This window comes from Antrihabitans auranticaus (assembly GCF_016481275.1).
Taxonomy (GTDB): Bacteria; Actinomycetota; Actinomycetes; order Mycobacteriales; family Mycobacteriaceae; genus Antrihabitans.
On the sequence record NZ_JAEMNW010000002.1, the window covers coordinates 1,022,381 to 1,045,870 of the forward strand.

Annotated in this window: 20 protein-coding genes and 1 pseudogene; 11 read left to right on the forward strand and 10 right to left on the reverse strand. The window is 66.0% G+C overall.

All coding sequences use genetic code 11. The features are described 5' to 3' along the window. Positions 1-24 precede the first annotated feature (24 nt). Positions 25-1,191 carry a sensor histidine kinase gene (locus JGU72_RS12865; RefSeq protein ID WP_199684274.1) on the reverse strand — a complete coding sequence of 389 codons (1,167 nt, stop codon included), beginning with the start codon at positions 1,189-1,191 and terminating at the stop codon, positions 25-27. 65 nt (positions 1,192-1,256) lie between these two features. On the opposite strand from JGU72_RS12865, the gene JGU72_RS12870 reads away from it, so the two are divergent. Genes JGU72_RS12870 through JGU72_RS12885 form a run of 4 tightly spaced genes read left to right on the forward strand, consistent with a single transcriptional unit; the run spans position 1,257 to position 5,684 of the window. Continuing rightward, positions 1,257-2,024, forward strand: a complete 768-nt coding sequence (locus JGU72_RS12870) for a TSUP family transporter (protein WP_199684275.1) — start codon at positions 1,257-1,259, stop codon at positions 2,022-2,024. A gap of 10 nt (positions 2,025-2,034) precedes the next feature. Further along, positions 2,035-3,540 (forward strand): TldD/PmbA family protein, encoded by a 1,506-nt coding sequence (locus JGU72_RS12875; protein ID WP_199684276.1) that lies wholly within the window; start codon positions 2,035-2,037, stop codon positions 3,538-3,540. Continuing rightward, positions 3,537-4,901 carry a metallopeptidase TldD-related protein gene (locus tag JGU72_RS12880; RefSeq protein ID WP_199684277.1) on the forward strand — a complete coding sequence of 455 codons (1,365 nt, stop codon included), beginning with the start codon at positions 3,537-3,539 and terminating at the stop codon, positions 4,899-4,901. Before JGU72_RS12875 ends, JGU72_RS12880 begins: the two co-directional genes overlap by 4 nt. A 30-nt stretch (positions 4,902-4,931) precedes the next feature. Continuing rightward, entirely contained in the window at positions 4,932-5,684 is a 753-nt protein-coding gene (locus JGU72_RS12885) for an MBL fold metallo-hydrolase (protein ID WP_199684278.1), read from the forward strand. Here JGU72_RS12885 and JGU72_RS12890 read toward each other — a convergent pair. Continuing rightward, positions 5,656-6,039 carry a PPOX class F420-dependent oxidoreductase gene (locus JGU72_RS12890; RefSeq protein WP_199684279.1) on the reverse strand — a complete coding sequence of 128 codons (384 nt, stop codon included), beginning with the start codon at positions 6,037-6,039 and terminating at the stop codon, positions 5,656-5,658. The genes JGU72_RS12885 and JGU72_RS12890 overlap by 29 nt on opposite strands. Before the next feature lie 114 nt (positions 6,040-6,153). Between JGU72_RS12890 and JGU72_RS12895 the strand changes: the two genes are divergently transcribed. Together JGU72_RS12895 and groL are read left to right on the forward strand one after the other, a co-directional pair. Further along, positions 6,154-6,849, forward strand: coding sequence for a heme peroxidase (locus JGU72_RS12895; RefSeq protein WP_199684280.1), 696 nt, complete (start codon positions 6,154-6,156; stop codon positions 6,847-6,849). A gap of 518 nt (positions 6,850-7,367) precedes the next feature. After that, positions 7,368-8,981 carry a chaperonin GroEL gene (groL, locus tag JGU72_RS12900; protein ID WP_199684281.1) on the forward strand — a complete coding sequence of 538 codons (1,614 nt, stop codon included), beginning with the start codon at positions 7,368-7,370 and terminating at the stop codon, positions 8,979-8,981. Between the two features lie 20 nt (positions 8,982-9,001). Here groL and JGU72_RS12905 read toward each other — a convergent pair whose 3' ends face one another. From JGU72_RS12905 to JGU72_RS12920, 4 genes are all read right to left on the reverse strand, one after another. Continuing rightward, the gene (locus tag JGU72_RS12905; RefSeq protein ID WP_199684282.1) at positions 9,002-12,571 is read right to left on the reverse strand and encodes a cobaltochelatase subunit CobN; all 3,570 of its coding nucleotides are present in this window, start codon (positions 12,569-12,571) and stop codon (positions 9,002-9,004) included. A 174-nt stretch (positions 12,572-12,745) separates the two neighbouring features. Next, positions 12,746-13,435, reverse strand: a complete 690-nt coding sequence (locus tag JGU72_RS12910; RefSeq protein ID WP_199684283.1) for an enoyl-CoA hydratase/isomerase family protein — start codon at positions 13,433-13,435, stop codon at positions 12,746-12,748. Positions 13,436-13,477: 42 nt separating this feature from the next. Next, on the reverse strand, positions 13,478-13,771 hold the full coding sequence (locus JGU72_RS12915; RefSeq protein ID WP_199684284.1) for a hypothetical protein: 294 nt from the start codon (positions 13,769-13,771) through the stop codon (positions 13,478-13,480). A 52-nt stretch (positions 13,772-13,823) separates the two neighbouring features. After that, a complete protein-coding gene (locus JGU72_RS12920; protein ID WP_199684285.1) occupies positions 13,824-14,567 on the reverse strand; it encodes an SDR family oxidoreductase in 744 nt (247 codons plus the stop codon). A 75-nt stretch (positions 14,568-14,642) separates the two neighbouring features. Between JGU72_RS12920 and JGU72_RS12925 the strand changes: the two genes are divergently transcribed. Both JGU72_RS12925 and cobG read left to right on the forward strand, forming a co-directional pair. Continuing rightward, positions 14,643-15,506, forward strand: coding sequence for a sigma-70 family RNA polymerase sigma factor (locus JGU72_RS12925; protein ID WP_199684286.1), 864 nt, complete (start codon positions 14,643-14,645; stop codon positions 15,504-15,506). A gap of 18 nt (positions 15,507-15,524) precedes the next feature. Beyond that, the gene (gene cobG, locus JGU72_RS12930; protein ID WP_199684287.1) at positions 15,525-16,670 is read left to right on the forward strand and encodes a precorrin-3B synthase; all 1,146 of its coding nucleotides are present in this window, start codon (positions 15,525-15,527) and stop codon (positions 16,668-16,670) included. A 259-nt stretch (positions 16,671-16,929) separates the two neighbouring features. Here cobG and JGU72_RS12935 read toward each other — a convergent pair. Beyond that, a pseudogene (locus JGU72_RS12935) lies at positions 16,930-17,949 on the reverse strand (glycosyltransferase 87 family protein); the annotation flags it as partial. A gap of 123 nt (positions 17,950-18,072) precedes the next feature. Between JGU72_RS12935 and JGU72_RS12940 the strand changes: the two are divergent. The 3 genes from JGU72_RS12940 to JGU72_RS12950 are packed head-to-tail and all read left to right on the forward strand — an operon-like array spanning position 18,073 to position 20,782. Beyond that, positions 18,073-18,699 (forward strand): precorrin-8X methylmutase, encoded by a 627-nt coding sequence (locus tag JGU72_RS12940; protein WP_199684288.1) that lies wholly within the window; start codon positions 18,073-18,075, stop codon positions 18,697-18,699. After that, complete coding sequence (locus JGU72_RS12945; protein ID WP_199684289.1) at positions 18,696-20,192, forward strand: precorrin-2 C(20)-methyltransferase; 1,497 nt, start codon at positions 18,696-18,698, stop codon at positions 20,190-20,192. The genes JGU72_RS12940 and JGU72_RS12945 overlap by 4 nt, the downstream gene beginning before the upstream one ends. Next, complete coding sequence (locus tag JGU72_RS12950; RefSeq protein ID WP_199684290.1) at positions 20,189-20,782, forward strand: SanA/YdcF family protein; 594 nt, start codon at positions 20,189-20,191, stop codon at positions 20,780-20,782. The genes JGU72_RS12945 and JGU72_RS12950 overlap by 4 nt, the downstream gene beginning before the upstream one ends. On the opposite strand, the gene JGU72_RS12955 is transcribed toward JGU72_RS12950, so the two are convergent. The 3 genes from JGU72_RS12955 to JGU72_RS12965 are packed head-to-tail and all read right to left on the reverse strand — an operon-like array spanning position 20,772 to position 23,472. After that, entirely contained in the window at positions 20,772-21,512 is a 741-nt protein-coding gene (locus tag JGU72_RS12955) for a cobalt-precorrin-6A reductase (protein ID WP_199684291.1), read from the reverse strand. The two genes, JGU72_RS12950 and JGU72_RS12955, sit on opposite strands and share 11 nt — an antisense overlap. After that, on the reverse strand, positions 21,509-22,714 hold the full coding sequence (cbiE, locus tag JGU72_RS12960) for a precorrin-6y C5,15-methyltransferase (decarboxylating) subunit CbiE (RefSeq protein WP_199684292.1): 1,206 nt from the start codon (positions 22,712-22,714) through the stop codon (positions 21,509-21,511). Before cbiE ends, JGU72_RS12955 begins: the two co-directional genes overlap by 4 nt. After that, complete coding sequence (locus tag JGU72_RS12965) at positions 22,711-23,472, reverse strand: SDR family NAD(P)-dependent oxidoreductase (protein WP_307828418.1); 762 nt, start codon at positions 23,470-23,472, stop codon at positions 22,711-22,713. Before JGU72_RS12965 ends, cbiE begins: the two co-directional genes overlap by 4 nt. Between the last annotated feature and the right edge of the window lie 18 nt (positions 23,473-23,490).

Below are 23,490 nucleotides of genomic sequence, written 5' to 3' on the forward strand. Positions count from 1 at the left end.
GGGTTGCCGGTCTGCTGTTTGCGCTCAGTCCGGCAGGTCGAGCGGCAATACCGCGCGGACCCGCCAGCCACCGCCCGCAAGCCTGCCTGCGATGAGCGTGCCGTGGAGCACCGCGACGCGTTCACGCATCCCCACGAGCCCGTTCCCGCCACCGCCGGTGAACGCGTTCGGCGGCGGCGCCGACCGCCCGGTGTCGACGATTTCGACGAGCACATCGGTTGCCCGTCGTTCGACTTCTACTCGTGCGCGCGCGTTCGGCCCGGCATGGCGCAACACGTTGGTGAGCGATTCCTGAACGATGCGGTGCACTCCGAGACTCACGCGCGGTGGAATGTCGTCGAGCTGACCGGTCTGCTGCACCTCGACCGTCAGCCCGGCACGCTGCATCATCTCCGCGACTCGCGCGATTCCCGCCGAGCCGTGTTGCGGCATCTGCTCCGGGGTTTCGTCCGTCCGCAGCAGCGCGACCGTTCTCCGCAACTCCCCCAACGCTTCTCGGCCCGTCGACGAGATATTTGCAAGTGCCGTCTCGGCGGCTGCCGGATTCTGGCGCAACGCGTAGGACGCGCCGTCCGCCTGTACGACCATCACGCTGACGGCGTGCGCAACAACGTCGTGCAACTCGCGGGCAATTCGGGTCCGTTCGGCGATGACTGCTTCGTGTGCGCTGCGTTCGCGGTCGTAATCGGCAACGGCGAGCCGGGCGGCGACCTCCTGGTCGTATGCCGTGCGCGCACCCATGAACTCAGCAGTGATCCAGCACAGGGCATAGAAGACTGCGATGAAACCGCCGACCTCCGTGAGACTCTGTTCCAACAACCAGAGTGCCAGTGCCGCATCGATGATCAACGCCAGCACAAAGATGGCAGCGTCGCGTCGCCCGACGTACGCGACCAGCGTGTACAGCGCGATACCCAAGCCGAGCAGGCTCGGATGGCCGATCTCGTAGTCGTCGAGAAAGTGTGTGATGACGGTCGTCGTGATCGACAACATCACGAGACTCCACGCGACCAGCCGTGGGTGACTCCGCCGAAAGACGACCGGCGCGGCGATGCAGGCGCCCATCGCAACGAAGAGCAACGAGTACTTCGCCTGCGGCGCTGTGAGCGCGTCGAGCACGAACAACGCGAAGGCCAGCATCGAGTCGGCAACCATCGGCTTCCCGCGAAGCCACAGACTGAACCGGCGCATCTGCCAAGCGTATGTCGTGTGGTCACAGGGCCACGTCGTAGGCACCATGTGATTGGGTGAGTGCCATGGGAGCAACCGATTGGGTCGCGTTGCTCGCTGCCGCTACCGCAGCGGGTTGGGTCGACGCGGTCGTGGGCGGCGGCGGACTCATCGTGTTACCCGTGCTTTTTCTCGTCCTTCCGACGTTGACCCCGCAGCAGGCCCTCGGTACGAACAAGCTGACCGCGATCTTCGGAACCGGCGCTGCTGTCGCAACTTTCGCGCGCAAGGTGCCGCTGCAGTGGCGGTTGATGATCCCTGCCGGCGTACTCGCAGCAGCGGCCTCCGGTCTCGGCGCAGCGACTGTGGCACTGATCGACAAGGACCTCTTCATCCCGATCATCTTGGTGGTTCTCGTCGGCGTCGCAGTGTTCGTGACTCTGCGCCCGCAGCTCGGAATCACGATCGCGACGCACCCGCCGACACGGTCGAAGGTGGTGCTCGTCGTCCTCATCGCTGCGGGGTTGATCGGCTTCTACGACGGACTGCTGGGTCCGGGTACCGGGACGTTTCTCATCATCGTCTTCGCGACGATGCTCGGCACGGAGTTCGTCCGCAGCGCCGCGATGGCGAAGGTCGTCAACGTCGGCTCCAACTTCGGTGCCCTGATCTTCTTTGCCGCGACCGGAAATGTGCTCTGGGCGGTCGGCGCGGCGATGGCGGGGTGCAACATCCTCGGCGCTGTGCTCGGATCGCGAATAGCGCTGAGTCGCGGATCCGGATTCGTGCGAATTGTGCTGCTCGTTGTCGTCGTCGCGATGGTAATCCGGCTGGGGTGGCAGCAGTTCGGCTAGGTTTGATCGGGTGCAGCGCGTCGATGACGAATTCCTCGCCCTACCCCTGCGGTCGCTCGCGGATGCGGCTCTGTCCGCGGCTCGCGCCGCGGGTGCGAGCCACGCGGATTTGCGCGTGCATCGCTTGCTGACGCAGTCGATTCGATTGCGCGACGGCCGTGTTCAGGCCGTGTCGGATTCGTCGCTGCTCGGCTTGGCCGTGCGGGTGATCGTCGACGGCACGTGGGGGTTCGCATCGAACGCAGAACTCTCGGCTGAGATCGCCGCCACCACCGCCCGCACCGCGGTACAGGTCGCCAAAACGTTGCGACCACTGAACCGGGAACGCGTCGAACTCGCACCCGAGCCGGTGTACGACGACGTCAGCTGGGTCTCGCCCTACGAGATCGATCCCTTCGCTGTACCGACACCTGACAAGGTGGCGCTGCTGACCGAGTATTCCGGACGGCTCTCGGCATCCGACGGCGTCGACCACACCAGCGCGAGCGTTCTCATCGTGAAAGAGCAGACGTTCTATGCGGATTCGGCGGGGTCGTCGGTCACGCAGCAACGTGTGCGTCTGCACCCGGACCTCGAGGCGATCACTGTCGACCAATCCTCGGGAGTGTTCGAGACGATGCGCACTCTTGCGCCGCCTGTCGGACGCGGGTGGGAGTACCTCACCGACGGCGTCTGGGACTGGTCCACAGAGCTGGCACGCATCCCGGAGTGGCTCGCCGAGAAAGTCAAAGCGCCGACGGTCGAGCCGGGACCCACCGACCTCGTGATCGATCCGTCCAACCTCTGGCTCACAATTCACGAATCGATCGGGCATGCCACGGAATACGACCGTGCCATCGGATACGAATCTGCCTATGCCGGAACGTCGTTCGCGACACCGGACAAGCTCGGCACCTTGCGGTACGGCACGCCGATCATGAACGTGACGGCGGACCGCACCGAAACCCACGGGCTTGCGTCGGTGGGCTACGACGACGACGGTGTGGCCGGTCAACGCTGGGACCTCGTCAAGGACGGAATTCTCGTCGGTTATCAGCTGGATCGGGTGTTTGCGCCCCGGCTCGGCCTACCGCGATCCAACGGGTGTTCGTACGCGGATTCGCCGCACCACGTGCCGATCCAGCGGATGGCAAACGTGTCCCTGCAGCCCGGTGCCGACGACATCGGCACCGACGAGCTGATCTCGCGGGTGGCGAACGGGATCTACATCGTCGGCGACAAATCGTGGTCTATCGACATGCAGCGCTACAACTTTCAGTTCACGGGCCAGCGGTTCTTCCGGATCCGCAACGGGCAGTTGGCCGGCCAATTGCGCGACGTCGCCTACCAGGCCACGACGACCGACTTCTGGGGATCGATGGAGGCGCTCGGCGGACCGTCGACCTGGCGGCTCGGTGGTGCGTTCAACTGCGGCAAGGCCCAACCCGGCCAGGTCGCGGCAGTCAGTCACGGCTGTCCATCGGTGTTGCTGCGCGGCGTCAACATTCTCAACACGCGGACGGAGGCAGGCCAGTGATCCCCGCTCAGGAGGTCGTCGAGCGCGTTCTCGCGGAATCGAAGGCGGACGAAACGATCGTGATCGTGTCCGACGAATCGGAGGCTTCGCTGCGCTGGGCCGGAAACTCGATGACGACGAACGGGGTGTCGTCCTCACGTAGCTGGACCGTCGTGTCGATCGTCCGTGACGGGTCCGCGTCGCACGTCGGCAGCGTCAGCTCGAGCAGCGTCGATCCCGATGAGATAACGGACGTCGTCGCAGCCAGTGCGGCCGCGGCCCGGTCTGCGCCACCCGCGAACGATGCAATGCCGCTGCTCGGCGGCGGCGGCGATCCCGACGACTGGGGTGACGCTTCGGAGGGCACCGATATCGGCGTCTTCGCGGGCCTCGCCCGTGACCTCGCAGGCGGCTTCGACGGTGCCGACAGGCTGTACGGGTTCGCTCACCATCAGGTCGACTCCACTTGGCTCGCAACGTCGGCCGGAATCCGCCGGCGGTTCGTCCAGCCGACCGGCTCCGTCGAGATCAACGGGAAGCGCGGCGCCGACGCAAGCGCCTGGGTCGGCGCAGGAACTCGACATTTCGCGGACGTCGACGTTCCCGAGATGCTGGCGGAACTGTCGACGCGCCTTGATTGGGCGGCCACGCGAGTCGACCTGCCCGCGGGCCGCTACGAGACGCTGCTGCCGCCCTCGACTGTCGCAGATCTGATGATCTACCTTGCCTGGACCATGGAGGGACGTGGTGCACAGGAAGGCCACACGGCCTTTTCCCGGGCAGGCGGAACACGCATCGGCGAAAAGCTGACCGACTTGCCGCTGACGCTGTACTCCGCGCCCGACGCGCCGGACCTCGCCTGCGCACCCTTCGTCGCCACCGGGGCGTCGAGTGATTCGATTTCGATCTTCGACAACGGCATGCCCATCGAGCGCACCGACTGGATACACGAGGGCACGATCAATGCGCTGGCCTATCCGCGAGCCGCTGCACAGGAATTCAGTGAGACTCCAGCCGTGCTCGCCGACAATTTGTTGCTCGCAGGTGGCAGCGACGCAACGATTTCGGACATGGTGGCCAAGACCGAACGCGGTCTGTTGCTGACGACATTGTGGTACATCCGCGAAGTCGACCCGGCCACCCTGCTGCTGACCGGCCTCACCAGAGACGGCGTCTACCTCGTCGAAGACGGGGCGGTCACCGGCGCTGTCAACAACTTCCGCTTCAACGAGAGCCCCATCGACCTGTTGCGCCGCGTCGCCGAGGCCGGCGCGACCGAGCGGACGCTCCCCCGTGAGTGGAAGGACTGGTTCACGCGTACGGCTATGCCGCCCATGCGAATTCCGGACTTCCACATGTCCTCGGTCAGCCAGGCGAACTAGGCCCCGAACTCGACCGGCTATCGTTCGACCGTGATCGAAGTACGCGAGAACGTATTCAGCGAGATCGGCACCGACGTCAACTGGTTCGTCGTGCGAGACGGCTCGGACCTGACACTCATCGACGCGGGCTACCCGGGGGACGTCGCGAGAGTCGAAGCGTCGATTCGCTCGATCGGCGCTGCGCCGGAAGATGTCCGGGCGATACTGCTGACGCATGCACACGTGGACCACATGGGTGCGGCCAACCACTTCCACGACCGTTACGGCACACCGATTCTCATGTCGGAGACCGAGACAGCACACGCCCGCCGCGAGTACCTGCAGCAGGCGAGCGAACTCGACGTGGCGAAGAACGCGTGGCGACCGGGTGTCCTGGCGTGGTCACTGCGGGTCATGCGCGCCGGCGCAACACAGAAGATCGCCATTCCGCATGCGGAGGCGTTCCCCACGGTGGGCGCCCTCGACCTACCGGGCGCGCCGACTCCGGTACCGACTACCGGCCACACGACCGGTCACACGGCGTATTTTTTGCCCGCGGCGGGGGCGGTCGTCACCGGCGATACTCTGGTGAACGGCCATCCCCTGTTGCGCCACGCAGGTCCGCAGCTGTTGCCCCCCATGTTCAATCACTCGGAAACCGATACGGTCGCCGCGCTGGACCAGCTCGAGGGGCTCGACGCGGACCTCCTGCTACCGGGCCACGGGCACCCGTACACGGGCTCGATCCGCGAGGCCGTAGCCAAGGCCCGCGACGCTACGCAGGGACGACGGAAATCCCGATAGTTCCGGACTTTCCGCGGCGCAACAGGCTCGCCTTGATCGCGATCAAGCCCGTTATTCCGTACTTCTTCGAGATGACCGACCGGGCGCGGTCGGTGCCCTTCGCGTCCAGAATCTCGGCGCGCCCCTTGACGACCACATCGCCCTTGAGCTTGCCGCGCATGTCGCACACTTGCAGCGTCACGTCGGGATTCCGCTTGATGCGCTTGACTTTCCACGAATCCGTCACCGTCCAGATGAGGATCTTTTCGCCGTCCGGCGCTGCCCACAGCGGCGTGCCCACCGGTGTTCCATCTTTCCGGAAGGTCGTCAGCATCAGGTACTGAGCCTTGCCGACCTGCGCGAATTCATTGCTCATGCCGACCACGATAGGCGGCGGGGACCGCCCGCGCCTGTCCGCCCCGGCAACTTGTCGGTGTTCGAATGTATGTTCGCTTTCGTAGTCGAAACCACGAGAGCCTGGGGGAATTTCATGATCAATGTTGTCGATCGAGCGGATGTACTGGCAGCGTCCTGCATTGCCGATTTGGGGGATCCCGCGTTCTGGGTCGCGCCCGACGAGCTTCGAAATTCGTTGGCGTTGGCCGTCATCGAGTCGATCCAAGCAACCCGGTCGCATTACACATCCGTCCGCAACGTGTTGACCCGCTACGACGAATACCGTCGCGGCGCGTCGGCGGCCGATGGCGCCGGGGAGTTGCGCGCGTCGTTCAACGAACTCGGTGGCCCCGAGAATTGGGCGGATCGGATCGGGAACCGAAAGCCGACGTCCACGCAAGCGGGATCGCCGCTGAAAGCGGCAGCAATCTTCGAAGCTGCGCAACTGTTGCACGGAAGACGCATCGAGCACGGCGCCGACCTGCGCGCAATCGACGATGCCGGACTGACGGATATGCGGAGCGCGTGGCTGAGCCTGCCCGGGCAGGCGTCGGGGCTCACCTGGACCTACCTCTCCATGCATCTGGGCCACACCCCGCCCGGCGCCGATCCGCTGGTCACCCGATACGTCGCGGTCGTTCTCGACGTGCCGGAGCGCGAGCTCGACCCTGACGCTGTCGCCGCCCTCATCGGGCAAACTGCCACGCAGCTGGACCTGACACCCCGCCCGCTGGAGTACGCGATCTGGCGGTGCGTCTCCGGCCGTCCGGTGCTCCGACCAGACCTGTGACGACCGAATCTGTGTCGCGAAGCGGCTCGCCCGACACGCAGAACCGCGCGTGCCGGCGAGCCGGTTCCGGAATGGGACGGGTGTACCATGGAATCACCGGGGGCACTTCGTGCGTCGGCCGCTAATGCTGGCGTCGTCATCGGTTTCGAGATTTCCGGCCGATCTCACGGCGGAGACAGGAGCGTCTATATGACGCTGCATCGTCCATCCACATTCCCAGATTACGGTCTGTGCCGGCCAGCGACGGTGACGCCGTTGTTCGATTCGCAGCCAATGTTGTTGCGCAGGTTGGTCAATCCGTGCGGATCGGTCCACGGCCTGTGGTGGCCACTGCCCGTCGAGGTGACAGCTGCGCACCCCGCACACCTCGAGCTTCCGCTGACTGCCTGAGGCGGCCCGTTCCGTAGCTGATTGCCGCCAGTTCTTATCCGGCGGAATTGTCGCGTGCCGGAGGCCGCGCCAGTTCACGTTCACCCTCGAGTTCGACCCACGATCTGTACCGATGAGAGTAGAAGCAAATGGCTAAAATGATCTTGTTCGACGAGGATGCCAGACGTGCACTCGAGCGCGGTGTCGACAGGCTCGCCGATACCGTCCGCGTGACACTCGGACCGCGCGGCCGCCATGTCGTGCTCGCCGGGGCATACGGTGGCCCGACCGTCACGATCGACGGTGTCACGGTTGCGCGTGACATCGAACTCGACGACCCCTTCGAGAACTTGGGCGCGCAACTCGTCAAGAGCGTTGCGACAGCGACCAACGACGTAGCGGGCGACGGTACGACCACCGCCACGGTGCTGGCTCAGGCGCTCATCCGCGGCGGACTGAAAAATGTTGCGGCCGGCGCAAATCCAATGGCGCTCGGCTCCGGAATCGCACAGGCCGCGGACAAGGTCGCCGAACTGTTGGTGAAGGCCGCAACACCGGTGGTCGGTGAGCAAGCGATCGCACAGGTCGCCACCGTATCATCGCGCGACGCCGAGATCGGCGCGCTTGTCGCCAAGGCGTTGACCGCCGTGGGCAAGGACGGCGTAGTCACGGTCGAGGAATCGACCACGATGACAACCGAACTCGTTCTCACCGAGGGCCTCCAGTTCGACAAGGGCTTCCTGTCGCCCTATTTCGTCACGGATCTCGACGCGCAGCAGACGGTGCTCGAGGACCCTCTCGTGCTGCTGTCGCGCGGCAAGATCAGTTCGTTGTCGGACCTGCTGCCGCTGCTCGAGAAGGTTGCCGACGCGGGCAAGCCGCTTCTGATCATCGCAGAGGACGTCGACGGCGAAGCGCTGTCGACATTGGTGGTCAATGCAATTCGTAAAACGATCACATCTGTCGCTGTGAAGGCACCGTTCTTCGGTGATCGCCGCAAGGCATTCCTCGACGATCTCGCCGTAGTGACCGGCGGGACAGTGGTCAGCGCTGACATCGGCGTACGACTGCACGACGCCGACCTCGGGTTGCTCGGCAGTGCCCACCGAGTGGTGGTGACCAAGGACTCGACGACCATCGTCGAGGGTGGCGGAGACGAGGCCGACCGCACGAGCCGAGTCGCACAGATTCGCCGTGAGATCGAGGATGCCGAATCGGCCTGGGACAGAGAACGGTTGGAGGAGCGGCTCGCCAAGTTGTCGGGCGGTGTTGCTGTGATCAAAGTCGGCGCTGCGACAGAAACCGCGGTGAAGGAGCGCAAGTTCCGGGTCGAAGACGCCGTCAGCGCGGCGAAGGCTGCCGTCGCCGAAGGCGTGGTACCCGGTGGCGGTTCGGCGTTGGCGCACGCCGCCAAGGAACTGCTTGCACTGTCCGACTCGCTGGAAGGCGACGAAGCGCTCGGCGTGGATGTCCTGCGTGCCGCGCTCTCGGCACCGTTGTTCTGGATCGCGACGAACGCGGGTGTCGAGGGCTCTGTCGTCGTCGACAAGGTCGCCGCCGCAGATGGCAGTTTCGGGTTCAACGCCGCAACGCTGTCCTACGGCGACCTCGTTGCCGAAGGCGTCATCGATCCACTGAAGGTAACCCGAACTGCGGTGATCAACGCCGCGTCGGTGGCGAGAATGATTCTCACGACCGAGTGCGCGATCGTCGAGAAGCGCGCCGGGTATCGGCCCGACAGCCGACGCAGGCACGGCCGCTGACCCGATCGACGAACCGAGGGTCAGTCGCCTTCCAACTCACCTTCGGTCTCGAGGTACACCTGACGTAGCCCGTCGAGCGTGGCCTGTTCGGGATGCTCCCACATGTCGCGCTCGGCCGCTTCGAGCAAGCGTTCGGCGATTCCATGCAACGCCCACGGATTCGACTGCTCCATGAACTTTCGGTTCTGCTCGTCGAAGACGTAGCTCTCCGCAAGCTTTTCGTACATCCAGTCCGCGACGACGTTCGTGGTGGCGTCGTATCCGAAGAGGTAGTCGACGGTCGCCGCCATCTCGAACGCACCCTTGTACCCGTGCCGCCGCATCGCGTCGAGCCAGCGCGGATTGACGACCCGCGCGCGGAACACGCGCGTCGTCTCTTCGTGCAACGTGCGCGTGCGCACCGCGTCCGGTCGGGTGCTGTCGCCGATGTAGGCCTCAGGGTCCTTGCCCGTCAGCGCACGGACCGTCGCAACCATGCCGCCGTGGTACTGGAAGTAGTCGTCGGAATCAGCGATGTCGTGTTCGCGCGTGTCGGTGTTCTTGGCCGCCACCGCAATTCGGCGATACGCCGTGCGCATGTCGTCCGCAGCGGGCGCGCCGTCGAGCCCGCGGCCGTACGCGTAGCCGCCCCAGGTCGTGTACACCTCGGCGAGGTCGGCGTCGGTACGCCAGCTCTTCGAGTCGATGAGCTGCAACAAGCCGGCACCGTACGTGCCAGGCTTGGAACCGAAAATTCTTGTGGTGGCGCGTCTTTCGTCGCCATGGTCGGCCAGCGATTCTTGGGTGTGCGCACGGACGAAGTTCTGGTCGGCGGGTTCGTCGAGGTCCGCGACGAGCTGCACGGCGTCGTCGAGTAGCGCGAGGACGTGCGGGAACGCATCACGGAAGAACCCGCTGATGCGGACAGTCACATCGATGCGTGGACGACCCAACTCCGTGAGTGACATCGTTTCGAGCGACACCACACGACGAGATGCCTCGTCCCAGACGGGCCGGACACCGAGCAGCGCAAGCACTTCGGCGATGTCGTCACCGCTGGTTCGCATCGCGCTCGTGCCCCACACCGAGAGCCCGACCGACGTCGGGTAGCTGCCGTGATCGGTGAGGTAGCGCTGCACCAGCGACTCCGCCATCGCCTGGCCGGTTTCCCAGGCAAGGCGCGACGGCACGGCTTTCGGGTCGACCGAGTAGAAGTTGCGGCCGGTCGGCAACACGTTGATGAGCCCGCGCAACGGCGATCCGCTCGGACCGGCCGGGATGAAGCCGCCGTTCAGCGCATGCAGGATGCGGTCGATCTCGCCCGCCGTCTGCCGCAGGCGCGGCACGACCTCCGTGGCGGCGAAGTGCAGGATCTGCGCCACCGTCTCGCTGTCGGTCAAGGTCGTCGCCGCGTCGGGATTCCAGCCGGTCGCGTGCATCGCCGCCACCAGCGCACGAGCTTGCTCCTCGACCGCATCGACCCGTTCGCGGACTTCGTCGCCGTTCTCGCTCAGGCCCAACGCTTCCCGGAGCCCGGGCACGTTCTGTTCGCCGCCCCACAATTGCCGGGCACGAAGCATCGCGAGGACGAGATCGATCTCCGCCTCCCCCGCGGGTGCTTGCCCGAGAATGTGCAGACCGTCCCGGATCTGCACATCTTTGATCTCGCACAACCAGCCGTCGACGTGCATCAGCATGTCGTCGAACGAGTCCTCGTCCGGGCGCTCGGCCAAGCCGAGGTCATGGTCCATTTTGGCGGCCCGCATCAGGGTCCAGATCTGTTGGCGCACAGCGGGAAGCTTCGCCGGATCGAGAGCCGACACGTTCTGGTGCTCGTCGAGCAACTGCTCGAGGCGCGCGATGTCGCCATAGCTCTCGGCGCGCGCCATCGGCGGAATCAGGTGGTCCACCAATGTCGCGTGCGCACGGCGCTTCGCCTGCGTACCCTCCCCCGGATCGTTGACGAGGAACGGATAGATCAGCGGAAGGTCACCAAGCGCCGCGTCGGTTCCGCACGAGGCCGACATTCCCATCGTCTTGCCTGGTAGCCACTCGAGGTTGCCGTGCTTGCCGATGTGCACCATCGCGTCGGCACCGAATTCGTCAGCCACCCACCGATACGCCGCAAGGTAGTGGTGACTCGGCGGGAGGTCTGGATCGTGATAGATCGCAACCGGGTTCTCGCCGAAACCACGTGGCGGCTGCACCATCAGAACGATGTTTCCGAACTGCATTGCCGCGATGACTATTTCGCCGTCCGCATCGGCCGACCGATCGACGAAGAGGTCGCCTGGCGCTGCGCCCCAGTGCTCGGTCACACCGTCGCGGAGATCGTCGGGAAGCACACCGAACCACTTCCGGTACTTTCCGGCAGAGATCCGAATCGGGTTGCCTTCGAACTGTTCGGCGGTCAGCCAATCGCGGTCCTGCCCGCCCGCGGCGATGAGCGCATGGACCAACGTGTCGCCATTGCCCTCCGCAAGACCCGGGATCGGTTCGTCGCCGAGGTCGTAGCCGGCGGTCTGCATCGCCTGCAACAGTCGGATCGCGCTGGCGGGCGTATCGAGTCCGACGGCATTGCCGATCCGGGCGTGCTTGGTCGGGTACGCCGAGAACATCAGCGCCACGCGACGGTCGGCGACCGGAATATGACGCAGTTTGGCGTGCCGAACGGCGATTCCGGCCACACGAGCTGCGCGCTCCTCGTCGGGCACATAGGTCGACAGACCGTCGGCGTCGAACTCCTTGAACGAGAACGGAACCGTGATGATCCTGCCGTCGAACTCCGGCACGGCGACCTGCGTCGCGACATCGAGTGGGGACAACCCATCGTCGTTGGCAGCCCAGGTTTCGCGCCTACTCGTCAAGCACAAACCTTGCAGTATCGGCACATCGAGGTCCGCCAGCTCACCTATGTCCCACGCTTCGTCGTCGCCACCGGCGCTCGCGGTCGCGGGCTTCGTCCCGCCTGCGGCCAGGACGGTCACGACGAGCGCGTCCGCCGCACGCAGCTGCGTGAACAGTTCTGGTTCCGCAGTCCGCAGCGAGGCGCAGTAGATCGGGAGCGGCCGACCGCCTGCGGCTTCGATTGCCGTGCACAATGATTCGATGTAGGCGGTGTTGCCGGCAAGATGCTGGGCGCGATAGTAGAGAACGGCAACCGTGGGACCGTCGACGTCGGCGGCTTCCCGCTCCAGCACTCCCCAACTCGGCGTGTGGACCGGCGGTTCGAAACCGTGGCCGGTCAGCAGCACGGTGTCGGAGAGAAAGTTGTGCAGCTCGGCGAGGTTCGCCGGACCACCGGCTGCCAAGTAGTTGTGCGCATCGGCTGCGACCCCGACGGGCGTCGTCGAACATTCCATCAGCTCCGCATCGGGTGCGAGTTCCCCACCGACCGCGACGACGGGAATTCCGCTGGCCCGAACGAAGTCCAGGCCCTCTTCCCACGCCCGCTTGCCGCCCAGCACGCGGACCACGATGAGGTCGGTCCCGGCGATGAGGTCCGGCAGGTCGTCGACGAGAACGCGGGCGGGATTCGCCCAGCGGTAGTCGGCGCCGCTCGCGCGGGCACACAGCAGGTCGGTATCCGACGTGGACAGCAGCAGAATCACGGCTCAGCCTTCCTCGGGGATGCGCGCCCCAGTGGTGTTCGCTCGCCGGTGAAGGTCTGGCTTGCCGAGAGCGCGGGCAGCGCTCTCGACTCACAGCGGCGCGACCGCACCGGATTCCCACCGGTTTCCTCGCATGCCGCCGAGCATTCGACCCTCATCGTAAGGGTCGGCAGGTCACCTGCTGTAACCAGTGACCGGGGTCAGCAAACCGGCCACGGCCTGCTCGTACAGCTTGCGCTTGATCTCGCCCAGAACCGGACCGCGGGTATGGATCAGCCCACGAGCGTGGTCGACAGCCCTCTCGAGGACCGCGCCGTCGCCGGCAACGTCGTCGACGAGGCCCAGCGCCAGTGCGTCCGAACCGCCGTACCGCCGGCCGGTGACGAGCGACTCGTGAGCCGCGCGAGGCGCGAGTCGCGCCGACACGAGGGAGAGCGTGCCAGGCGTGTAGGACGCACCTATCGTGATGCCCGGAAAGCAGAAGAAGCCGCGGTCTGCGCGCATCACCTTGTGGTCGTGCGTGGTGGCCAAGAAGGCGCCCGCTCCGAAGGTATGCCCCTGCAGGGCAGCGACCGTCGGCATCGGCAGCAGCAGCAAGCGCGCGAGCAGGACCTGGACCTCCCCGAGGTACCAATCGATCTCGCCGGGATTCTGGCCACACCAGGTCAGGTCGGCGCCGGTCGAGTAGTACTTTCCGTGCGCGGTCGTGACGAGTGCACGCGGCCCGGCCGTCGCCTCGAGTTCGTCGAGAAGCGCGTTGACGGCCGTGATCCAGTCGGGGTGGAATTGATTTTCCGAATCCTGTATGCCCGGGTCGTTCAGGTAGAGGATCGACACATCGCCATCTTGGTCCAGGTGCGGCACGTGGACGACGGTACAGGGCGGCGATGCCATCCTTTGTCGGCATCACCCCCGCCGCAAGACCCACGCCGGCACCCAGTGCGTCACCGGCTTCTTCTCCGCCCCGTAGACGATCACGTAGGTGACGAGGCCCCACCAATCGCCCTGTTCGCAGAGCGCCCAGCAACTCAGCCGGCCTTTTACGACCTTGTGCATCTGCAAACCGAGCGGCGTGTAGCGACCGTTGCGGTGGGGCTGCCGCGGAAACAATGTGGTGAGGTCGACCAGCACGTCGATGGGCGGATCGACGCGCCGGAACGGATCACGAGTCGGTTGCCCGTTGTACCCGATCGACTTCATTCCCACATGTTCGAACGTACATTCGACGTGCGTTCCGCGGTAGCCCACCCGGTCAGTTGGTGGCGTCCAACCACTCCTCGAAGGTCGGCCCGGTCAGCAATGCATTGCCGTTCGGCAGGGCTGCACCCTGCTCCATCAACTCGGAATCGGGATCCAGACCCGTCGCCCGCGCAACCTTCTGCGGCGCACCGCGTTTGGCGGCCACCAGGGTCGCCGCCGCCAAGAGTGACTCCTCGCGTGGACCGGCGATCTCGGACGTTCCCGTACTTTCGCCCGAGATCGCGAGGTCGGCCAGGGCCTGCGCAACGCTGCGGGCTGCGACTAGTTGCGTTCGCATATTCGGCAGGTAGGCGATGTCGCCCTGGGTTCCCCAGGCCAGCAACTCGGCGACGAACTCGTGGAACTGAGACGCTCGCAGAATGCGCACCGGCAGCGGCCCGGCGAGTAGGGCCTGTTCGTGAGCCACCTTCGCCGCGTTGTAACCGCCGCTGTACCGCTCGATGCCGATGATCGAGACCACGACAATTCGCTGGACGCCGGCCCGTGCGCCCGCGGCCTGCAAGTTGCGCGCCGAGGCGGTGAAGAACGCCGTCGCCTGCTCTTGATCCGGAGACGGACCGGTCGCTGCGTCGATGATGCACTCGACGCCTTCGAGGGCCGCGTCGAGGCCGGCTCCTGTGGTCACGTCGACGCCGGTGCCGCGTGACATCGGCACGACCTCGTGCCCCGCCGCGCTGAGGATATCGACGACGTGGCGCCCTACCCGGCCTGTGGCGCCCGCGACTGCGATCTTCATGATGCTGCTCCCTCTGTGTCAGTGGGTTCGACTAGCTTTCGAAGTACTGACGGAGCACGGCGGGGAAAGGTAACAGTGGACCTCGAAGATCTTTTGGCCGAGCAGTTCGAAGACAACCGCAGCCACTTGCGCGCCGTCGCGTACCGGATGCTCGGGTCGTTGTCCGACGCCGACGATGCGGTCCAGGAGTCGTGGATTCGGCTCAGTCGTACCGATGCGAGCGGCGTCGACAACCTCCGGGGCTGGCTCACTACCGTCATCTCGCGGATCTGCCTGGACATGTTGCGAACTCGCCAGTCACGCCGCGAGGACTCCTTGGACGCACGCTTGCCGGATCCCGTCGTCACGGCCGCCGCGACGGATCCCGAACGAGCGGCCGTCATCGCCGACGCGGTGGGGATTGCGCTGCTCGTCGTGCTCGACACGCTCAATCCGGCAGAGCGCGTCGCATTCGTGTTGCACGACCTGTTCGCGGTCCCGTTCGAGCTGATCGCGCCGATTGTGGACCGGTCCACCGACGCGACGAAGATGCTGACCAGCCGGGCCCGGCGCCGTGTGCAGGGCGTCGCGACGGCACCGGATGTCGACCTCGCCCGGCAGCGCGAGGTCGTCGCTGCCTTTCATGCCGCTTCGCGTGGCGGCGGGTTGGCGGCACTGGTAGCCGTTCTCGACCCGGACGTGGTTTTGCGCGTGGACCGCGCAGAAGGCCTGACCGTGATTCGCGGGGCAGCGGCCGTCGCGTCGCAAGCGGTGCTCTTCGGCACGCTCGGGCCGATCGAACGGCCGGTCGTCGTCAACGGTGCTGCTGGAATCGTTTCGATCGTCGACGGTGCGGTGTTCTCTCTCGTAGCGTTCACGATCGTCGGCGGAAAGATCGCGGCGCTGGATATCATCGCCGACCAGGCAAGGCTGGCAGCGCTGGGCGTCACCGCGGAGTAGGGACCTACCCTGGAGGTGATGATCAGAGACCGCCCCGACGCCTGCCCCGGCGCTCTGCAGGTGCATCAGGCCGCAGACGGCGCCCTCGCACGAGTGCGCCTCCCGGGTGGCCAACTCGACCCGGCACAGCTGCAGGCACTGGCCAATGCGGCACAGGACCTCGGCAACGGTGAGCTCGAATTGACCGTCCGGGGCAACATTCAGCTGCGTGCGGTGTCGGATACGGACCTCCTCGCGGAGCAGCTGGCTGGGGCAGGTTTGCTGCCTTCGGCGACGCACGAACGAGTCCGCAACATCGTCGCGTCGCCGTTGTCCGGTCGGATCGGCGGTGTCGTCGACGTCCGTGACCATGTTCGGTCGCTCGATGCCGCGCTGAGAGCGGAACCGGCGCTCGCCCGCTTGCCCGGCAGAGTCCTCTTCAGCGTGGACGACGGCACTGGGGACGTGTCCGGGCTCAGTGCAGACTTCGGCCTGCACGCAGTGTCGTCCGATCTCTTCGCGCTCATTTTGGCCGGCACGGACAGCGGCGCCCGTGTGAAGACCGAAGACGGTGTACGGCACGTCACCGAAGCCGCGCTGACGTTCGTCGAGGCGCGGTCCGACGAGTGGCGCCTCGCCGAACTCGAAAGCGGACCCGAACACGTCCTCGCGAACCTGGGTCTGACGCCGACCGCTGAGCGGATCACGGTTGCGCCCGTCGCCGAGCCACCGATCGGCTGGCTCCCTCAGCAAGACGGCAACGTGAGCCTCGGCGCGGGCGTCAGGCTCGGCATTCTGCCTGCTCGGACCGCAGAATTCCTGGCGGCGATAGGCCGGCCGATCGTCATTACGCCGTGGCGCTCCCTGCTCGTCACGGATCTCGACGAGTGGACGGCGGAGCAGGCGGTCCGCGTGCTCGCACCCATGGATGTGATCTTCGACGCGGAATCCCCATGGCTGCGCGTCAGCGCGTGTACCGGACGACCGGGGTGCACCAAAGCGCTCGCAGACGTACGTGCCGACCTTACGGTCGCTGTGGAACAGCAGGCGCTTTCGCTTGTGGAACATCAGCACTGGGCAGGGTGTGAACGTCGATGCGGTCGGCCGCGAGGTCGGGTGACGGATGTCGTGGCGACGGAGGCGGGCTATCTCGTTTCCGGAGCAGATCTCGAACCACCATCGTGACCGCTATCGCCAGGATGGCGGCGTAGACGAACAGGAAGATGTTCTTCATGAACCAGTTGATTTCCCAGTCCGGCGGGTAGTGGAACAGCCCGATGACTGTGAAGTCGGCGGTCCAGCGCCAGGGCCAGGCACCTGCCGCGCCGTACACGACGATCGCTGCCAGCCACCACCATGTGGCCGACCGCGTGCGGTCGAAGAAGTACACGAGCAACGGCACGAACCACACCCAGTGGTGACTCCACGAAAACGGCGAAACGGCAGCGGAGGTAAGGCCGCAGAGCGAAACCGCGAACAGTTGGTCACCGCGCCGGTACAGCAGCATCGACGCCGCGAGGCTCACGATCGCGACGGGCACAGCGAGCAACAACCACGGCCCGTCCGATACCGGATGTCCCGCGAAGTGGTTCAACATGCCGCGCAGCGACTGATTCGCCGCGTGCATCGGATCTGCGATCCGGTGCGTCTGGAAAATGCTGTTCGTCCAGTATTCGCGGCTGTCGTCAGGAAGAACCAGAAAGCCGAACCCGATCGTCGCGGCGATGACGCCGGTGGCGATTGCGGCCGCCCGCCACTGGCGCATCACCAGGAAGAAGCCGATGAAATAAGCCGGTGTGAGCTTGATCGCAGCAGCGAGTCCGACGCCGATTCCGCGCGTCCAACTGCGTTCGGGCCGGGTCATGTCCCACAACACCAGCAGCATCAGCGCGATGTTGATCTGACCGTAGAAGAGCGTTGTCCGAATCGGTTCGAGGAACGTCGAGACGAGCGCAAGCAGCACGCTGACCAGCGCCAATTGCGGTGTCAGGCGCCGGCCGAGGATCTTCCAGCACAGCAGGATGCAGCAGACCAGCAAGGTGAGGTTGAACAGCATCCACAGCTTGTCCATGTGCGCGGCAGGTAGTGCCGCGACCGGGATGAACAAGATCGCCGAGAACGGCGTGTAGGTGTAGAGATGGCCGAGCAGGATCGGGGTCGAGTAGAGCGGCAAGCCTTCGCGCACCCGGATTCCACCGACCTCGTACACGTGCAGGTCCGCACTTCCGGCGAAAATTCCGATGCTCTTCAGCCACGGATCGACAGTGGTGAAGACGAGAACGAGAGCGGTGACAGCTGCGATGGCGAGGACGAACAACGCGATCCGAGGGTGGCGAAACAAAGGTGGTGCCGCCGGCCGAGAGTGCGCATCCGGCAGCGACGGCTCCGCCTGGTAGCCCACTCCGCCATCGCCTCCCGCAGCATCAGAATGTAGTTCGATTCTCCCGAGCGCCGACACGGGCATCGAGCCGACGGTGTCACGCAGCAGTCACCGATTCTGCCCCGCTCGTCGGGTGCAGAGCAAACGCACACGCGCGAACACCCTTCGCCGAAGTCGGCGAATTCTGTCCCCTCTATCGTTTGCCCCATGCTCGACTACATCCGCGACGGCGCCGAGATCTATCGCCGGTCGTTTGCCACCATCCGCGCCGAAGCCGATCTGACTGGAATGCCCGCGGATATTTCCCAGGTCGTCGTCCGCATGATCCATGCGTGCGGCCAGACCGATCTGACGGCGGATGTGGCGTTCACGCCCAATGCTGTCGCTGCCGGACGCGCCGCATTGCGCGGCGGTGCGGCGATCCTCTGCGATACGAACATGGTTGCGGCCGGTGTCACGCGCAAGCGCCTGCCGATGGGCAACGACGTGCTGTGCACGATTGCAGACCGGCGCGTTCCGGTCCTCGCGGAGACACTGCAGACGACCCGCTCGGCCGCTGCGCTCGAGTTGTGGCGGGACCGCCTCGACGGCGCCGTCGTCGCGATCGGAAATGCACCGACCGCGCTCTTTCATCTCCTGGAGATGATCGCCATGGGTGGTCCGCGTCCCGCCGTTGTCGTCGGCGGACCGGTCGGATTCATCGGCGCAGTAGAGTCCAAGGAAGCGCTGCTGGAGCACGCCGACGGTATCGAGTATCTCGTCGTTCGTGGCCGGCGCGGCGGAAGCGCGATAGCTGCGGCAGCACTGAACGGCATTGCGAGCGAAATAGAGTGACCACCACCGAGTTCGGAAAACTGTGGGGCGTCGGCCTCGGGCCTGGCGACCCGGAGTTGGTGACCGTGAAAGCCGCACGTGTGATCGCGGAGGCCGACGTCGTCGCCTTCCACAGCGCTCGGCACGGTCGCAGTATTTCGCGGGCGATCGCGTCGCCGTACATGCGCCCGGGCCAGATCGAAGAACACCTGACGTATCCGGTGACCACGGAGACGACCGACCATCCGGGCGGTTACCAGGGGGCGATCGACGAGTTCTACGCCGAGTCCGCACAACGGTTGGCCGCCCACTTGACCGCCGGCCGAAGCGTCGCGCTGCTGGCTGCGGGTGACCCACTCTTCTACAGCTCCTACATGCACATGCACAAACGTCTCGCAGACCGGTTCGAGTCGGAGATCATTCCCGGTGTGACGTCGGTGAGCGCCGCGTGTGCTGCGCTGGGCACGCCTCTCGTCGAGGGCGATCAGGTCTTGACGATCCTGCCCGGCACGCTCCCGGAGAGTGAGCTTGCGCGCCGGTTGCGCGACACCGACGCGGCCGCGATCCTCAAGCTCGGGCGGACCTACCCCGCAGTCCGGCAGGCGTTGACGGAGGCGGGCCGGCTGGGCGATGCACGTTACGTCGAGCGTGCGAGCTCCCAGCGCCAGCGCATCGCCGATGCCGACGCGGTCGCCGACGACGAGGTTCCCTATTTCTCGATCGTTCTCGTCCCTGGTCGCGATCATTGCGCCGATACCGAGCCGACTGCTCCCGGCGAGGTCGTCGTCGTGGGGCTGGGACCGGGCGCGAAGGAGTGGACGACGCCCGAAGTCCGGCGCGAGCTCGAGCAGGCGACGGACCTCGTCGGCTACGGTCCGTACCTCGACCGGGTCGCGCACCGGCTCGGCCAGCGCCGCCACGCCAGTGACAACCGGGTCGAGTCCGAGCGTGCCGCGATGGCCCTCGACCTCGCCAAACGGGGTGCACGCGTGTGCGTCGTCTCCTCCGGTGACCCTGGCGTGTTCGCAATGGCGGCGGCCGTGCTGGAGGTGGCGACCGAGGACCAGTGGCGCGGCGTACCCGTGCGGGTGCTTCCTGGGCTGACGGCAGCCAATGCTGTCGCGAGTCGCGTCGGCGCTCCGCTCGGCCACGACTACGCGGTGATCTCGTTGTCGGACCGCCTCAAGCCATGGGACACCGTCGCCGCACGAATCTCCGCTGCGGCAGCGTCGGACATGGCGATCGCGATCTACAACCCGGCATCGCGGTCGCGGACCTGGCAGGTCGGCGCGATGCGCGACCTCCTGCTCGAATACCGCTCCCCCGAGACACCGGTGATAATCGGCCGCGACGTCGCCGGTCCGACCGAGAGCGTCCGGGTGGTCAAGCTTGTCGAACTCGATCCTGCCGAGGTCGACATGCGAACGTTGCTCATCATCGGTTCGTCGACCACGCAGGTTCACCAAGCAGGCAGTGAGACAAGGGTGTTCACTTCGCGGCGGTATCCGGGATGAGGCCGCAGCACGTTGTCCGCGCCGGCGCGGTCGGCGCGGTCGGCGCGGTCGGCGCGGTCGTCACCGCGAACGCCGCCGTCGCATTCGCCGCGCGGGGCGGAATCCGGAGTGTCGAAGACGCGCCGCACATGCCAGTCGCCATCGTGCTGGGTGCACAGGTGCACGACGGTCGCCCGATGGCGTTTCTGCGCGGCCGCCTCGATACGACGGCCGCGCTGTTCCACGCCGGGAAGGCCGATCGCGTACTGGCCTCCGGGAACGGCAACGGCAAGTCCGGTGACGAGATCACCGCGATGACGGAATATCTTGTGGAGCAGGGCGTTCCTCGGTCCAAAATTCTCGGCGACCCCCTGGGCTTGCGCACCTTCGACACGTGCGAACGGGCAGTGCAGGTGTTCGGCTACACCCGCGCACTCGTCGTGACGCAGGCATTTCACGTGCCGCGCACCGTCGCCCTCGCGCGCAAGGTCGGACTGGACGCGATCGGGATCGAGAGCGAGTGCGATTGCAGCGCACTCGGTTACGTCAAGAACGCCGGACGCGAATGGTTCCTCGCCCGGCCACGGGCAGTCGTCGACCTCATCGGGTAACGCGGCTGCGTAACCAATCTGCCACGCCGCCAACACTTTCGACATGCGCGGCCACCATCGGCAGCGGCGGGCGATCGACCATCACCACAGGCAGACCGGCTTCGCGCGCTGCCTGCAACTTTGCGGCCGTCTGCGCACCGCCGCTGTTCTTCGTGACGAGCACGTCGATCCTGCGAGAGCGAATCAGGTCGTGTTCGTGGTCGACAGTGAAAGGTCCACGCTCGAGCAGCAATTCGTATTCGGCCGGCACCGCACCGGTCGGCGGGTCGATCGCACGAATCAGGAACCACGCCGAGTCGACGTCCGCGAACGCGGCAACCCCCTGCCGTCCGACGGTAAGGAAGACGCGGTCCCCGAGTCCGGGCAGCAGCACCGCAGCATCGGCGAGTGACGGCACCGCCATCCACCGATCACCGGGAACGGCGTGCCAGGGCGGTCGCCGAACGACCAAAGCGGGCAACGCCTCCTGCTGCGCGGCGGCGACCGCGTTTGCCGCCATCCGGACCGCGAAAGGATGCGTCGCGACGACGACGGCGTCGACGGCATTGAGCCGCAGCCACTCTCGCAGGCCGTCGACGCCCCCGAACCCGCCGACCCGAACGTCGCCCAACGGCAGCACCGGATTCTCGACTCGCCCAGCTAGCGAGGAAATCACCTCGAACTCCGGCGCCAAGATTTCCGCAAGCTCGCGTGCCTCCCCTGAACCCCCCAGGATCAGGACCCGTGTCATCGTTGTGCGACGAGTTGCGTGATCGGTAGCTGCGGTCGCCAGGAAGTCATCCTGCCGAGCGGCTCGGCGCGGTAGACCTGGAACCTGCGCAGTGTTCCACCGTGTGCTGCCGACCAATTCACGAGGAGTGCTTCGGATTCGACAGTCACCGCATTGGCTACCAACCGCCCGCCGGCGCGCAGGTGTTCCCAGCATGCCTGCAACAAGCCCGGTTCCGTCAGTCCGCCGCCGACGAAGACAGCGTCGGGCGGAACCGCATCGTCGAATGCCGCCGGCGCCGTGGGCAACACGACGAGGCCCGGTACGCCGAGAGTCGAAGCGTTCACCGCAATTTGCGCGCGGCGCGTGGGCGACTGCTCGAATGCAATTGCGCGGCAACTCGGGTGCGATCGCATCCATTCGATTCCGATGCTTCCCGAACCGCCACCGACGTCCCAGAGCAGCTCGCCGGGCACCGGCGCCAGCGCACTCAACGTCAACGCCCTGACTTCCCGCTTCGTGAGCTGGCCGTCGCCGCCGAACGCCTCGTCGGGCAGGCCCGGACCGCGCGACAGGCGGTGCATGCCCGTGTCTGCAACGCATTCGACCGCAACCACGTTCAGCGGATCGCTCGGCTGCGTCGGCCATTCCCGCGCCGAGGCCGAGTAGCTGCGCTCGCCGGGACCGTCGAGCTGTTCGAGCACAGTCAGCCGGGAATCGCCGAAACCGTTGTCGCGCAGCACCTGTGCGAGCACTCCCGGCGTCTGCCCATCCTGACTGAGGACGATGAGCTTGGCGCCCACGTGGACCGCCGCCAGCACAGTTTCGACGGGCCGGTTCACGACGCTGACGGTCGGCGTCTGTGCGACCGGCCAGCCGAGTCGCGCACAGGCCAGTGAGGTCGACGATGCCTGTGGCAGCACGCGTAAGCGGTCCGCGCCCAAGAGCCGTGCCAACGTCACTCCGATGCCGTGGAACATCGGGTCGCCGCTGGCCAATACGCACAGGCGCACGTCGGCAAAGCTTTCGAGCAGGCCTTGGAGGGCAGGCAGCAGCGGCGTCGGCCACGGTACGCGTTGCGCGGTCACCCCTGCGTCCAGCAGCGCCAATTGGCGGCCGGAACCGAGGATCACATCGCACTCGAGCAGCACGCGGGCTGCTTTGGGCGAGAGGCCTTCCCAGCCGTCCGCACCGATTCCGACAACCGTCACCCGGTCCGTCATCGGGGCATCCGCCGCCACACGGCGCGTGGCAACAACCGCAAGCCGAAGAAGAGGGGTTGCAGGATCCGCGGGACCCACACCACTGCGGAACGCTTGTGCAGTCCCGCTACGACCGCGTCGGCGACCTGCGCCGGAGTGCTCGAAAAGGGTGCGGGCGACATACCGTCGGTCATGTGGCCGATGACGAAGCCCGGGCGAATGAGCAGCAGGTGTACGCCCGTGCCGTGCAACGCATCTGCGAGACCGCTCGCGAACCCGTCGAGGCCTGCCTTTGCCGAGCCGTAGACGTAGTTCGCGCGCCGAACCCGAGCGCCCGCAACAGAACTGAACACGACCAGATGACCCGAATCTTGCGCGCGCAGCACCTGCGCGAGGTGCGTGAGCACGCTCAGTTGCGCGACGTAGTCGGTGTGGACGACAGCGACGGCGTGCGCCGCGTCCTGCTCCGCACGTTCCTGGTCACCGAGAATCCCGAACGCAAGGATCGCGACACCGATCCGACCGAACTCCGTTGCACAGCGCGTGAGTACAGCCTCGTGGCCGGCAACATCGTCCGCGTCGAACTCGACGACTTCCACATTCTTCGCACCGCGCTCGAGTATGCGTGAGCGTTCGGCCGCGAGGTCCGCCGAGCGCCGGGCAGCGAGAATGACAGTCCGCCCCGCGGCGAGCCGGTCTGCGACCGCCAACCCGATTTCGCTGCGCCCGCCGAGCAGCAGCACCGAGCCGTGGGCGAGGTCCTTCGATCCGAAAACCACGTGACCAGTGTCCTGGAT